Source organism: Botrimarina sp. (genome assembly GCF_040219535.1).
GTDB lineage: Bacteria > Planctomycetota > Planctomycetia > Pirellulales > Lacipirellulaceae > Botrimarina.
Genome location: NZ_JAVJSH010000032.1, coordinates 18732 through 31739 on the forward strand (window position 1 = coordinate 18732; position 13008 = coordinate 31739).

The following is a 13008-nucleotide window of genomic DNA, read 5'->3' on the forward strand; positions in this document are numbered from 1 at the left end:
TAAGGTGGGATCACACCGCCGCAGCTTCCCCATCCCGAGCCGCCGACGCCGATGAACCGCCCCGCCCCGCCGCTGCTTCGCACGGGCGTGCTCTGCACACGCCTGCTGTGCGCCGGCCTCTGCGCCGGCCTGCTGGCCGCCGCCCCGGCCGCTCTGGGCCAGTCGTCGGTCACTTGGACGATCGACCAGACGATCACCAGCGACCAGTCGTCGGCGTTCTGGACCTCGCCCACGGCGATCGACCTGAACCTCGACGCCTACTTCTACGACTACGAGATCACCACCATCGAGGCCGACGCACGCTTCCTCTTCACGACCATCACGGTCGACGTGACCGACCCTGTCGGCGACTCGTTCCCGCTGGCCGGCGGCGGCGAGGCGCCCTCGCTCCCGGCGGTGCTGCTCAACGAGCGGCTCGACGACCCGACCAGCGGCACGTCGGCCGACGTGCTGATCGAGGTCGATTCGTCGGGCTTCGGCCAAGCGTCGTTCACGAACATCATGCTGGGCCAGGTCGACACGGCCTTCGGCACGCTCGACATCGAGGCGATCCGCGTCGAGGCCGTGATCGTCCTGGAAGGGATCGCCTTCGACGCGGCCGACTACACCGCCGACGGCGCGGTGGACCAGCTAGACTACCAGCGGTGGGTGCAGGAGTACGGCGACTCGGGCCCCCAGGTCACGGCCGACGGCAACGGCGACTTGCTCGTCGACGCGGCCGACTACACCGTCTGGCGCGACCGCTCCGAATCGCCGCTCGCCGCCGCCGCCGCGCCCGAGCCGGCCGCCGCGGCTCTGGTGGCCGTCGCGCTGTTGGGGGCCGCTACTGGTCGACGCTGACCGACGCCTCCTTCGCGGGCACGAGGTCCGAGTCGAACACCCGCACGCCCGAGAAGAGCGACTTGGCCGTGGCGATGAACTTCAGGTGCCGCGGGTGCGTCTGGTACTTGTCGTGCGATTCGGGGCTGTCGAACACCATGTGCAGCGCGACGTGGAACGCCTGGTCGTTCACGTCCCGGTCCCGGCCGGCGGCGATCTCGCCGACCGAGAAATAGATCGTCCCCTCGTGCCCCGACAGGTGCTCGTGGCAAGCGGCCACCAGCATGTCGCGGTTCTCCTCGCTCGGATCGGCCAGCGTGAAGAACACCATATGCGCCTGCGGCGCCGCGGCGGCGACCGAAGCGAACAGGACAACGGCGAGCGTGCGAAGCAGAGTCATCGGCGGGTCTCCGGTGAGAGATCGATCGAGAGAGCGGCCCTGGGCCGACGCCACTTTCCCCTCCGGCGGCTCGTTTTTCAATCGAACGACCCGTGGAGAATGACCAATGGCCAAGCCCCACTGACCAATGAACGAGCGCGCCAGTCGCCCAATTGGTCAGTGGTCAGTGGTCAGTGGGCAGTGGGCAGTGGGTCTTCGCGCCCTCCCGCGGCTCTACCGCACGTGCACGGTCTCGATCGGGATGAACGAGGTCACCCGGTAGAGGTCGTTGCGCTTGTCTTGCAGCGGCCTGACGGTGCCGATGCTCCGCTGCACGGCGAGGTCGTTGAGGTCCAGCTCGGCGATGACGACCATCTCGTTGTTCGGCTCCGCCTCGGCCATGATGCCGTCCTTCGGGAACGCGAAGTCGCACGGCGTGCAGACCGCCGCCTGGCCGTAGTTGATCAAGAAGCTGTGCACCTGCGGCAGGTTGCCCACGCACCCGGCCATCACCACGTAGATCATGTTCTCCACGGCCCGCGCCTGAGCGCAGTACCGCACGCGGTGGTAGCCCTTGCGTTCGGTGGTCGCGAAGGGGACGAACAGCACCTCGACGCCGTGCTGGGTGAGCAGCCGGGCCAGCTCGGGGAACTCGATGTCGTAGCAGATCAAGATGCCGATCCGCCCGAACGGCGTGTCGAACACCCGCAGCGTGTCGCCGGGCTGCATGTCGTAGTAGTCGCGCTCGCACGGCGTGATGTGCAGCTTCGGCTGCGTGTACACGTTGCCCGCCGGCGTGAACAGGTGCGCGACGTTCAGCAGGTCGCCCGCCTCGTCGACGACCGGGTGCGACCCGCCCACCAGGTACAGGCCGTGCTTCTCGGCCATCCTCAGGCAGAGGTTCTTGTACCCCTCGTGCATGGCGGCCACCTCGCGCACGGCCTCCATCGACGAGAGGTCGGGCGAGATCAGGCTGAAGAGCTGCGCGGTGAACATCTCCGGGAAGAGCAGGAAGTGGCAGTGGTACTCGTTCGCCGTGTCGGCGAAGAACTCGACCTGCCGCTCGAACTGATCCCAGCTCTCCAGCGGCCGCACCTGGTACTGGGCCGCGCACACACGCACCTTGCGCACGGTCCGGCGGATCGGCGCGCCGGCGATCATCCGCCGCGCGGGGTCGAACGACTTGTTCGGCATCTCGAGCAGCGTCGCGTAGTTCATGCTGTCGGTGTCGCTCAGGTACCCGTAGTGCACGCCGAGCACCTCGTACCCCGCCGACAGGTGGGCCGAGAGGGCCGGGTCGTTCAGCGCGCCCTGACGCACCGCCTCGACGTACTGCATCGGCGACAGCCGCTTGGCGTGCTCCGCGTAGCCCGGCAGCCGCCCGCCGGCGACCATCCGCCGCAGGTTGAGCCGCTTCATCAGGGTCTTCCGCCGTCGGTACAGACGCGAGGCCACCCCCTGGCTCTGCCACTCGGGCGTGACGGCGATGTCCGACCCGTAGAGCGTGTCGCCGGCCGGGTCGTGCGTGCCGAACGTCCCCGAGGCGGTGATCTCGTCGTACGAGTGCCACGGCGACTCGTCGTCGAGGATGACGATCAGGCTCGTCGAGTAGCCGATCACCTCGCCGCCGGCCTCGGCCAAGAATTGCCCCTCGGGGAACGCGGCCAGCTGCATGCCGAGCTTCCGCTCGTCCTGCAGGCTCTCGTTCGGCAGGTTCGGATATGCGGCCCGCTGGCAAGCGACGATCGCCGGCAGGTCCGACTTCTTCCACCGGCGGATCGTGACCCCGTCGTCCCCGGCCGCGGCGCGCTTCTTAGCCATCGATTCCTCTTCGGCGAATGTTCCAGTCAACGCGCGTGACTATCCGCCCGCCCTTCCTGCTTCGCAAGATGGGTTCGTCTCGCGCAGAGTCGTAGAGGTAGAGACAGAAGAGAAACGCGCCAGCGATTCCTTTGCGCCTTCGCGCCTTTGCGTGACATCAATCCGATGAGAATTCTTGACGCGCGCAAAGTCGCGAAGGCGGAAAGGAGATCGGGCCCCGCGTCTGGGGGTCTCGGCGCGAGGGTCGATCCGTTGACGAAACCATAGAAATGCCGGTTACTGAGCGGACCGCCACAGCACGCGACCCGCACGGAGCGAGCACGGATGCCCGAGGGAGACACCCTGTACCGCGTCGCGGCGAACCTCCGGCCGGTGCTCGAAGGCCGGCGGGTCGTCGCCGCGACGAGCTCCGACCGCACGACCGTCGAGCCGATCGACGCGGCGTCGCTCGTCGGCCGCACGATCGTTCGTGTCGAGGCCCGCGGCAAGCACCTCGTCGTCTCGCTCGACGACCAGCGGGTCGTCCACTCCCACCTGGGGATGACCGGCAGCTGGCACGTGTACCCGCTCGGCGAGCCGTGGCGCAAGCGGCCCACCAGCGCCGCGCTCGCCGTGTCGACCGGCGTGCACGCGGTCGTCTGCTTCAGCCCCAAGCTGCTCGAGCTCGTCAGCGAGACCCGCCACCGCCGCAACGGCTACCTGGCGCGGCTCGGGCCCGACCTGATGCTCCACGACAGCGACCTCCGCGCGGCGCTCGCCCGGATGCGTGTGCACAACGCCGCGCCGATCGGCGAGGCCGTCATGAACCAGACGATCGCCGCCGGGATCGGCAACGTCTACAAGAGCGAGACCCTCTTCCTCGCGCGGATCAACCCGTGGACGCGGGTCGGCGACCTCGCCGACGAGCGGCTGCTGAACTACCTGGCCGAGACACGCCGGCTGATGCGCCTGAACCGCGGCGCCGGCCCCCGGGTGACGCGCTTCCGGGCCGACGGCCGGCGCCACTGGGTGTACGGCCGCCGCGGCGAGCCCTGCTTCGAGTGCGGCGCGGTGATCCTCCTCCGCCGCCAAGGGGACGCGGGCCGCACCACGTTCTGGTGCCCCGCGTGCCAGCCGGCCGCCGGCCGCCCGGCGCCGCTTGCCGACGCCGAGCGCCAGCGTCGCCAGCCGCCAATCAAGGGTTGCGGCTAGGCCGACGCGCCGGGCGAGCTGGCAGCGGATCGCCGGGCGATCGACTCGATCCGCTTTGGACCACGGCCGCGGGGGCTATCGACTCGCGCGCGTCCAGCTACGCGGTCCTCCTACCCCTTTCCGGGGAGGCGGCGCCGTTTGGTCCGGCATTCGCCTAGGTGGTAGGCGTCCCGATCGCCGCCCAGCGGCGCCACCCATACCAAGGAACCTACGATGAAGTACTCCACTTTTTTCGGCGTCGCGCTCGCGCTGGGCCTCACGCCCGCGGCCCTCTGGGCCCAGGCGCCCGGCCAAGCCACGCCGGCTTACGAAGCTCAGAAGCCGGTCGCTGAGCAGAATCAACGCGACCGCCTCAGCGATCAGCGGCAGAACCAGCGGCAGTACGACCGGAGCCAGAGCGACAGCAGCAACCAGAAGCTGCCGCAGGGCCTCGTCCGCGCGAGCCAGATGATGGACAAGGCCGTTTACAACGGCCAAGACGAGCAGATCGGCTCGATCGACGACGTCGTGCTCGACGCGCAGTCCGGCGAGATCAAGTACGTCGCGCTCTCCACCGGCGGCTTCCTCGGCCTCGGCGACGCGCTGCACGCGGTCCCCTTCAGCGCGTTCAAGCACCAGCAGAAAGACGGCGAGCAACGCTGCATCCTCAATGTGTCGAAGGAGCAGCTCGAGAACGCCAAGGGCTTCAACCAGGACAATTGGCCGCAGCAAGCGGACAAGAACTGGGAGCAGCAAAACAACCGCCAGCAATACGACTCGCAGCAGTCGTCGACCCGTCAGCCGGGCCAGCAAAACGCCCGCTGACGCTCGCGGACGACCAACCCTCACGGGCCAGCGGCCCGATTCAAATAGAGCGGCCCCCTCTTCCGTTCGCGGAGGAGGGGGCTGCTTGCGTTTCGCAGCCGTCACTATGCAGCCCGTGCCGAGCCGGGCTATCAGCGATCGGTGGCTATTTCAATCGCCCGCCCACCGCGGCGCCGCGAAAATGCTGCGACCCAGGCTCGGACCAGGCGGCCGAAAGGGGCGGAATCCGGCGGCGAGGTGTAACGCTTCCCTAAGTCCTTGCGCGGGAACGCCTAAAGGCCCGTTTTGGCCGCGAATAACGACACACGCAAAAAAACGCGCGCCGCGTTTGTCACGTCTGTCGCGTTCCGATCAAAGACCGATGCGGGGTGCGTAAAGCTAAGCACAGAGCCCTTGCCGCTAGGCGACTTCCGAAGGGGCGAATTCCGAAGGCCCGCTCAGAGGTCGGGCTGCTGCCCCGCGGCGATCTTCTTGCCGTACCGCCGCTTCAGCACGGTGCGGGTCACCAGCCGGTTGACCCAATCGCGCGCCGGCGGCATCGGCCGGAACAGGTCGACGATCAGCACCACGCGGACCTGGTCGGAGTGGTTCTCGACCTCGTGTTCCCAGTAGTCGCAGAAGAGGAGCCCCTGGCCTTCCTTCCACGTGTGCCAGTAGTCCTTGACCCGCATGCGGGGCGGGTTGTCGGTCGGTACGATGAGCGGCAGGTGGTACCGCAGGTAGCCCGCGTAGGGGCTCTCGTGGGGCGGGACCGACTTGTGGGGCTCGAGGATGCTGAAGAACGCCTGGAACAGGTCGGGGATCTCGTCGAGCAGCCGGCAGGTCTCGGGGCAGCGGCGGCGGTTCTGCTCGGGCTTGGCGCCCATCGCGTAGAGCATGAAGACCCGCCAGCTGGCCTCGCCGTCGGCGTCGGAGCTGATGTGGGAGCGGCCCGGGTCGAGCTCGTGGTAGCGGGGGATGTCGTCGCGGTCGGGCAGGATGCCGGCCAGCTCGCCGCGGATCGCGGCCAGCGCGTCGGGCGCCTCGAGGCGGCGCAGGGCCGGGTACGTGGCGTCGATGTCGTAGACGACCGGCCGCGAGTCGCCGCCCACGCCCTTCCAGAACCAGCGGTTAGCGAGTTGCTGCAGTGCCCCCACGGGGTCGACCTCCTGGCGAGTCGGCTTATCGATCGGCGCCTAACCGAAGATAGGCTCGGCCGCCCGCGCGGTCCAAACGAGATTTCTCGCCGCGGCCCGGACGACCCGCACAGCCGCCGCTCGGCGCCGGACCGGGGCGCTCGACAGCCGGTGGGGCCCCCCTAGAATGGCGGCTCGCTAACCCAAGTCCTTCCGGCCTCCAGCCTGCAGCCTCGCCATGAGCACGATCGTCGACATCCATGCCCGCCAGATCCTCGACAGCCGCGGCAACCCGACGGTCGAGGTCGACGTGACGCTGGCCGACGGCTCGGTCGGCACCGCGGCCGTGCCCTCGGGGGCGAGCACCGGCGCACACGAGGCCAACGAGCTGCGGGACGGCGACAAGTCGGTCTTCCTGGGCAAGGGCGTGCTGAAGGCCGTCGAGAACGTGAACGAGGTGATCGCCGACGAGCTGATCGGCATGGACGGCTTCGACCAGATCGGCGTCGACCAGCGGATGCTCGACCTCGACGGTACGCCCAACAAGAAGAAGCTCGGCGCCAACGCGATCCTCGGCGTGTCGCTGGCCACCGCGCACGCGGCGGCCCGCTGCTGCGAGCTGCCGCTGTACCGCTACCTGGGCGGCTCGAACGCGCGGCTCTTGCCCGCGCCGATGATGAACATCCTCAACGGCGGCGAGCACGCGGACAACTCGGTCGACATCCAAGAGTTCATGGTCATGCCGCTGGGCTTCGACACGTTCAGCGAGGCCCTCCGCTGCGGATGCGAGATCTTCCACCACCTGAAGAAGGTGCTCAGCGACAAGGGCCTCTCGACCTCCGTCGGCGACGAGGGCGGCTTCGCCCCGAACCTCGGCGCGAACGCCGAGGCGTTCGACGTGATCCTCACCGCCATCGAGAACGCCGGCTACAAGCCGGGCGAGCAGGTCTGGTTCGCGATGGACTGCGCGGCCACGGAGTTCTACGACTCGAGCAAGAACGTCTACACGATCGACGGCCAGGAGCTCGACCCGATGGGCATGGTCGAGCTGCTCTCCTCGTGGGTCGACAAGCACCCGATCTGCAGCATCGAAGACGGCTGCAGCGAGGACGACTGGGAGGGCTGGAAGCTGCTCACCCAGAAGATCGGCGACAAGTGCCAGCTGGTCGGCGACGACCTGTTCGTCACCAACGTCGAGCGGCTCCAGCGCGGCATCGACGAGCGCGTCGGCAACAGCATCCTGATCAAGGTCAACCAGATCGGCACGCTCACCGAAACGATCGACGCGATCCACCTGGCCCACGACAACGGCTACACGTCGGTCACGTCGCACCGCTCCGGCGAGACCGAGGACAGCACGATCGCCGACCTGGCCGTGGCCCTCAGCACCGGCCAGATCAAGACCGGATCGGCCAGCCGCTCGGACCGCATGGCCAAGTACAACCAGCTCCTGCGGATCGAGGAGCAACTCGGCGACGGCGCCCTGTACGGCGGGCCGAAGTTCGCCAAGCGGCTGGGGTAAAGCGAAACCGCGGCGCCGCCAAGAGCGCTACAATCGCCAAGCGACGATGAATCAGAGCGGGTCAGACCCTGTCCGCCCGCTCGCTTTTGCGCTCGGCGATAGCGCCCAGGTTTGACTACGCTGCGGGCATGGAATTCGAGTGGGATCGCCAAAAAGCCTCGCTGAATCTCCGTAAGCACGGGGTATCATTCAGGGAGGCTTCGACCGTCTTTGGTGATCCGCTGGGCGAATTCTTCGACGACGTCGACCATTCGGATTACGAGGAAAGAGCGATTGTCTTGGGGCAAAGCGATCGCGGTCGGTTGCTCGTCGTTAGTTTTACCGATCGCGACGGCGTGGCGCGGCTGATCAGCGCTCGCCGTGCATCAAGAACTGAACGCGAACGCTACGAAAATGGCTGACAACCAACTCGACAATGAACTGGACGACGACCTCCGCCCCGAATACGACTTTTCCAAGATGAAGTCACGGGGGCGAGGACTCTACGTCGATCGCTTCCGCGAGGGCACGAACGTCGTGCTGCTCGACCCCGATGTGAAGAAGGCCTTTCCCACCAGCGAGGCGGTTAACACGGCGCTGCGTAGCCTGATCGAGCGATCGAAATCGGCCGAGGCGTCATGAAGGAAGGGCGAGCCGCTCGACGAGCGGCCCGCCCCCGAAAGGCTTAGCGATCACGTTGCGGCGGAGGCTTAGCCACCCGCTGAAAAACGCCGTCCCGGCGTTTTCCAACCTGGGCAAGTTCGCAGCAAGCTGCTCACGCCTCGCAAAATGTCGGCTTCGGGTTTCCTAGTCCTCCCCCTCCATCTTCTTCGTCTCTTCGATCGTCCGCTGGGCGAACTCGTGGATCTTCTCGACCGTGGCGTCATCGTCGGCCGTGACGAGTGTCAGGTTGCCGAAGTCGGTGTCGACCTCTTGGACCTTGGCGCCCTCGCGCATCAGCTTGCCGAACGCCTGGCAGAAGCCGCACAGCTTGTCCCCGGGCTGCGGCTGCTTGCTGTGCATCTTCTGGCAGACCGCGTCGAACTCGTCTTGCATGCCCTTGGGCGCGACGGCGGTCATCACGGCGCCGTTGTCGAGCTTGTGGGTCTCCCACTTGATCGCGTGCATCAGCTCGGGCTTGTCGGCCATCGGCTTGCACATCACGCAGTTGGCCGGGTCGAACCACTTTCCGCTCTGGGAGTGATCCTCGTGGTGCTCGGCCACGGCGAGGGCGCCGGCCAGGACCGCCGCCAGGCAAGCGGCGGCTGCGGAAACGGGGCGGGATCGGACCATCGGTAGAGACTCCTTTGCGGGGCACGACGTGAAAAGGCGGCGGCTCTCGCTCGCCGCTATCCGCTCGAGGGCCGATTCTCTTGCTGCCGGCGCACGCCGGCAAACCGATTTCGCGTTAAACTCCAGAGCAGCGGAAAACGAACCACCGACCCGGCGCGGCGAACAACTTGACTCTCTCGGCAGAACTGATCCCGGTCGACCCCGACGCGCCGCCGGCCGACCGGGTCAACGTGTTCATCCACGGCTACCGCTCGATGGGCGCCACCCGCGCGGTCGAGGCGGCGCGGGCGCGGGTGCGGCGGACCGGGGTCGCTGGCGAGAACTACCTGCTCCGCTGGATGTCCGGCGCGTGGGCCGACTCGGCCCGCTTCGCCAGCCTGCGGGCGGCCTACCGCGCGGCCCGCGTGCCGCGGATGCTGTCGCCGTGGACGATCCTCGCCGACGCGGGCGTGGTCGGCGTGCACGAGGCGATGCAGTACAAGCTGATGGAACGCCGCGCCGACCGCGTCGGCCGGTCGCTGGCTGCCCGCATCGCACGGGTAGCCGGCGGTCGACCGGTGAACCTGGTCGGTCACTCGCTGGGCGCGCGGGTCGTGCACGCTTGCCTGGGCAGCCCCGACGCCGACACGCTGTGGCTGCACGACGCGGTGCTGCTGGCCGGCGCGGCCGACCTCGACGCGGCCGACTGGCCGCAGTGTGTCGCGCGGCTCGACGGCCGGGTCTACAACGCGTACTCGCCACGCGACCGGATCCTCTGGATGACGCCCGACCTGCGCCGGCGGGTCGGCAACCGGCCGCTGCCGCAGATCGAGGTGCTCGGCCACGCGCGGGTCATCAACCACGAGACCCACGGCGTAAACCACGTGCAGCACTGGACGCACCTGTCGTCGGTCCTGCCCGCCGTTTGGCCCGAAGCGAGCGGCCCCCCGCTGCCGGGCGTGCCGCGGCACGCCGGTTCGCTGCCCGGGTCGGTCTGACCGGTTTGGTTGACGTTGCCGGTTTTGCGGGTCAAGCCGGCGGCCCCCGCTGGTCGATCGACTCCAGAGACGGTCCGGCCCCGCCGCGCCGTCGTTGTGGGTCGCCGGAAGGGGGGCGGCCCGGTGTTCCTCGAGAACCCCGGGGCAGGCGTTGCGAGCTCTGTTGCCAAGTCTGCTGGTCGTCGCCGCGGTGCTGGCGCCGCTCGCCGGGTGCAGCCGCACCCGCGCGCGGGTCACCGCCGACCGCGACGCGTACTGCCTGATCGACCAGAAGTCGACCGCCGTGGGGGGCGACTTGGGCGAGTACCGCTTGGCGATCGAGCCGCGTTCTCGCATGTACGACGAGAACGACCCCGACCACCCGCCGATGCCGCCGGACGACCCGGTCTCGCACCGCTACCTGCACCGCATCGACGGCAAGAAAGGGACCTACTACTACCGCGACGCGCCGCGCACGCCGTTCGTCGAAAACCCGTCGTGGCGGGCGATGCTGCCGGTCGACGAGCGGGGCCGGCTGGTCCTCGACACGACCGGCGCGGTGCGGGTGGGCCTGGTCCACGACCCGGATTACCAACAAGAGCTCGAAGAGCTGTACCTGTCGGCCCTCGACGTCGCGTTCGAGCGGTTCCAGTTCGACGTGCAGCTGTTCGGCGGGGCGGCTATCGACTACGTGTCGCTCGGCCGCGTGCGTGGCGGGGGCGCGTCGAGCAGCCAGCTCTTTGTCTCGCCCAGCAGCGCGGCGGCCGGCCCGTCGGCGTTCAACCCGTGGCGGCTGGAGCGGACCACCGCGCTGGGCGGAGAGATCGTGGCGAGCTTCGCGAACACGCTCGTCTGGCAGTTCTCGGGGCAGAACAACTACACCGGCTTCTCGCTGCTCGACTTCACGATGGTCCAGCCGCTGCTCCGCGGCGGCGGCCGGGTCCGCGTGCTCGAGGTGCTGACCGTGGCCGAGCGCGCGCTGCTGGCCAACGTGCGCTCGATGGAACGCTTCCAGCGCGAGTACTACGTGAACGTCGTGACCGGCCGGGGCACCGGCTCCGGCCCCGTCCGCCGCGGCGGCCTGCTCGGCGGAGCGGGCATCGCCAACTTCGCCGGCGTGGGGCTGGGGATCGGCGGCTTCGGTGGGTTCGGCGGCGGCGGCATCGGCGGCGGCGGCGAGGCCGGCGCGCAAGCGGCCGGCGGCTACCTCGGCTTGCTACAAACCCGCCAGGTCCTCGCCAACCAGCGGGCCAACGTGGCCGCGCTCCGCGACAGCACGCTGCAGCTCGAGGCCTCCTACGACGCGGGGCGGATCGACCGCTTCCAGGTCGACCTGGCGCGGCAGGCGTTGTTCAACGCACAGAGCCAGCTGCTGAACGCCGAGGCCGGCTACCAGACGCGCCTGGACGGCTTCAAGATTGACCTCGGACTGCCGCCCGACCTCGAACTGGTCGTCGACGACCCGCTGCTCGAGTCGTTCGAGCTGCTCAGCCCCGACATCACCGAGGTGCAAGACGCCGTCGCCGCGACGCTCGTCGAGCCGGTCGAGCCGATCGCCGCGCCCGAGGGCGAGATGATCGAAACGGCGCCGCCGCTGAGCATCCCTCCGCCGGGCGGCCCTTCGCTGGGCGAACCTTCGCCGAGCGTGGCCGACGCGGACACGCCGGCCGCCCTCCCCGCGGACGGCGCGCCGGAAGCCGTGCCCGCCGAGCCGGTCGCGCCGTCGCGCGGCGAGGAGCTGCGGCGGCTCGTGGCCCAGGCGGCCGAGCAGCTCGCCGTGGTCGAGGAAGACTACATGCGGCTGCAAGACGCGCTGCCCGAGCGGCGCGAGCACCTGATCGAGATCGGCGCGCGGCCCGAGGTGGCCGACGCACAGATCGACGCATCGTTCTTCTCGACCGAGCGGCTCGACGAGCGCGCCTCGGCGATCGAGCTGGACCTCGGCCTCTGGCGCGAGGCCTTCGCCGAGCTGCAAGCCGAGCTCGACGGGCCGACCACCGAGCAAGAAACCCGCCTACTGCGCCGGCTCTCGAGCCTGCTGCTGGAGCTGTCGATCCTCCAGGCGCGCACGCGGCTCGACTCGCTCGACCTGGCGCCCACCCGCCTGACGCCCGAGGACGCGCTGGAGATCGCCAGCGTGAACCGCCGCGACTGGGCGAACGCGCGGGCGTCGCTCGTGGATCAGTGGCGGCTGATCAACTTCAACGCGAACGACCTGCGGTCGGCGCTAGACATCGTTTTCTCCGGCGACATCGGGAACGTCGGGCAGAACCCGTTCGACCTGAACCACGAGAACGGCTCGCTGCGGGTCGGGCTGCAGTTCGACTCGCCCACGTCGCGGCTCGGGGAACGCAACGTGTACCGCCAGTCGCTGATCGAGTACCAGCAGGCGCGGCGGAGCTACTACCAGTTTGTCGACCGGGTGAGCCAGAGCCTGCGGGCGACGCTCCGGCAGATCCGGCTGAACGAGGTGAACTTCGAGCTCCGGCGCGAGGCGGTGCTGGTGGCGATCGCGCAGGTCGACCTCACCCAACTGCGCCTGGTCGAGCCGCCCCGCCCCGGCGAGGAGGAGCAGTTCGGCGACACGACCGCGCGCGACCTGGTGCAGGCCCTCGGCGACCTGCTCAGCGCGCAGAACGACCTGCTTTCGGTGTGGGTGAACAACCGTGTGCAGCGGTTCAATCTTGAGCTCGACCTGGGGATCATGATGATCGATTCCACCGGGATGTGGGTCCCGATCGAGGGCCCCTACGAGGCGTTCTTGCCGCTGGGCCCGTGCCCGGGCGGCGGCGATATCACGGCGATCCATTGCCCGCCTGTCGGCGTAGAACCCAAGAGGCTCCCCCCGGCGCTGCTGCGCCAGCCGGAGCTGATCCAGCCGGGACCGAGTCCGCCCGAGTTGACCCATCCCGAGTTGACCCAGCCGGCGGCGGGGGCCGTGGACCCCGAAGAGTCGGCGCCCGAGCCGCTGAGGTACCCCGACGTCGCCGCCGCGTACCGATCCAGCCGAGTGACCGCCGAAGCGCCGCCAGCGGCGCCGCCCGCCGGGAGAAACCGCGGCCCAGAATTGGTCGATGCGGCTGGGCGGGGGGCGGCGGGGCGGCAATAATGGACTCCCGGGCAAGCGCG

The 13008-nt window shown here is 68.9% G+C and carries 12 protein-coding genes; 8 read left to right on the forward strand and 4 right to left on the reverse strand.

Features of this window, described 5'->3' with window-relative positions; translation table 11 throughout:
- The first annotated feature begins 51 nt into the window (after positions 1-51).
- A complete protein-coding gene (locus RIC11_RS18230) occupies positions 52-840 on the forward strand; it encodes a hypothetical protein (protein WP_350213703.1) in 789 nt (262 codons plus the stop codon).
- Here RIC11_RS18230 and RIC11_RS18235 read toward each other — a convergent pair.
- Both RIC11_RS18235 and RIC11_RS18240 read right to left on the reverse strand, forming a co-directional pair.
- Positions 824-1219, reverse strand: coding sequence for a Dabb family protein (locus tag RIC11_RS18235; RefSeq protein ID WP_350213704.1), 396 nt, complete (start codon positions 1217-1219; stop codon positions 824-826). The genes RIC11_RS18230 and RIC11_RS18235 overlap by 17 nt on opposite strands.
- Positions 1220-1432: 213 nt before the next feature.
- Complete coding sequence (locus RIC11_RS18240) at positions 1433-3019, reverse strand: GNAT family N-acetyltransferase (protein WP_350213705.1); 1587 nt, start codon at positions 3017-3019, stop codon at positions 1433-1435.
- A 324-nt stretch (positions 3020-3343) separates the two neighbouring features.
- Between RIC11_RS18240 and RIC11_RS18245 the strand changes: the two genes are divergently transcribed.
- Together RIC11_RS18245 and RIC11_RS18250 are read left to right on the forward strand one after the other, a co-directional pair.
- Entirely contained in the window at positions 3344-4210 is an 867-nt protein-coding gene (locus RIC11_RS18245) for an Fpg/Nei family DNA glycosylase (protein ID WP_350213706.1), read from the forward strand.
- 213 nt (positions 4211-4423) lie between these two features.
- The gene (locus tag RIC11_RS18250; protein ID WP_350213707.1) at positions 4424-5014 is read left to right on the forward strand and encodes a PRC-barrel domain-containing protein; all 591 of its coding nucleotides are present in this window, start codon (positions 4424-4426) and stop codon (positions 5012-5014) included.
- A 437-nt stretch (positions 5015-5451) separates the two neighbouring features.
- Here the strand turns inward: RIC11_RS18250 and RIC11_RS18255 are convergent, their stop codons facing one another.
- Positions 5452-6150, reverse strand: a complete 699-nt coding sequence (locus RIC11_RS18255) for an aspartyl/asparaginyl beta-hydroxylase domain-containing protein (RefSeq protein ID WP_350213708.1) — start codon at positions 6148-6150, stop codon at positions 5452-5454.
- 217 nt (positions 6151-6367) lie between these two features.
- Here RIC11_RS18255 and eno point away from each other — a divergent pair, with 217 nt between their 5' ends.
- From eno to RIC11_RS18270, 3 genes are all read left to right on the forward strand, one after another.
- Entirely contained in the window at positions 6368-7651 is a 1284-nt protein-coding gene (gene eno / locus RIC11_RS18260) for a phosphopyruvate hydratase (protein ID WP_350213709.1), read from the forward strand.
- Positions 7652-7779: 128 nt separating this feature from the next.
- Entirely contained in the window at positions 7780-8052 is a 273-nt protein-coding gene (locus RIC11_RS18265; RefSeq protein WP_350213710.1) for a BrnT family toxin, read from the forward strand.
- Entirely contained in the window at positions 8045-8272 is a 228-nt protein-coding gene (locus RIC11_RS18270; RefSeq protein ID WP_350213711.1) for a hypothetical protein, read from the forward strand. Before RIC11_RS18265 ends, RIC11_RS18270 begins: the two co-directional genes overlap by 8 nt.
- Positions 8273-8437: 165 nt before the next feature.
- On the opposite strand, the gene RIC11_RS18275 is transcribed toward RIC11_RS18270, so the two are convergent.
- A complete protein-coding gene (locus RIC11_RS18275) occupies positions 8438-8923 on the reverse strand; it encodes a hypothetical protein (RefSeq protein WP_350213712.1) in 486 nt (161 codons plus the stop codon).
- A 167-nt stretch (positions 8924-9090) separates the two neighbouring features.
- Here RIC11_RS18275 and RIC11_RS18280 point away from each other — a divergent pair, with 167 nt between their 5' ends.
- Both RIC11_RS18280 and RIC11_RS18285 read left to right on the forward strand, forming a co-directional pair.
- Positions 9091-9900, forward strand: a complete 810-nt coding sequence (locus RIC11_RS18280) for a DUF726 domain-containing protein (protein WP_350213713.1) — start codon at positions 9091-9093, stop codon at positions 9898-9900.
- A gap of 163 nt (positions 9901-10063) precedes the next feature.
- Positions 10064-12988 (forward strand): TolC family protein, encoded by a 2925-nt coding sequence (locus RIC11_RS18285; RefSeq protein WP_350213714.1) that lies wholly within the window; start codon positions 10064-10066, stop codon positions 12986-12988.
- Positions 12989-13008 lie beyond the last annotated feature (20 nt).

Excerpts from the sequence above, each read along its gene's own strand:
- RIC11_RS18235 (WP_350213704.1), bottom strand. The coding sequence starts at position 1,219 with ATGACTCTGCTTCGCACGCTCGCCGTTGTCCTGTTCGCTTCGGTCGCC.
- eno (WP_350213709.1), top strand. The coding sequence starts at position 6,368 with ATGAGCACGATCGTCGACATCCATGCCCGCCAGATCCTCGACAGCCGC.
- RIC11_RS18265 (WP_350213710.1), top strand. The coding sequence starts at position 7,780 with ATGGAATTCGAGTGGGATCGCCAAAAAGCCTCGCTGAATCTCCGTAAG.
- RIC11_RS18275 (WP_350213712.1), bottom strand. The coding sequence starts at position 8,923 with ATGGTCCGATCCCGCCCCGTTTCCGCAGCCGCCGCTTGCCTGGCGGCG.
- RIC11_RS18245 (WP_350213706.1), top strand. The coding sequence starts at position 3,344 with ATGCCCGAGGGAGACACCCTGTACCGCGTCGCGGCGAACCTCCGGCCG.
- RIC11_RS18240 (WP_350213705.1), bottom strand. The coding sequence starts at position 3,019 with ATGGCTAAGAAGCGCGCCGCGGCCGGGGACGACGGGGTCACGATCCGC.
- RIC11_RS18230 (WP_350213703.1), top strand. The coding sequence starts at position 52 with ATGAACCGCCCCGCCCCGCCGCTGCTTCGCACGGGCGTGCTCTGCACA.
- RIC11_RS18250 (WP_350213707.1), top strand. The coding sequence starts at position 4,424 with ATGAAGTACTCCACTTTTTTCGGCGTCGCGCTCGCGCTGGGCCTCACG.
- RIC11_RS18270 (WP_350213711.1), top strand. The coding sequence starts at position 8,045 with ATGGCTGACAACCAACTCGACAATGAACTGGACGACGACCTCCGCCCC.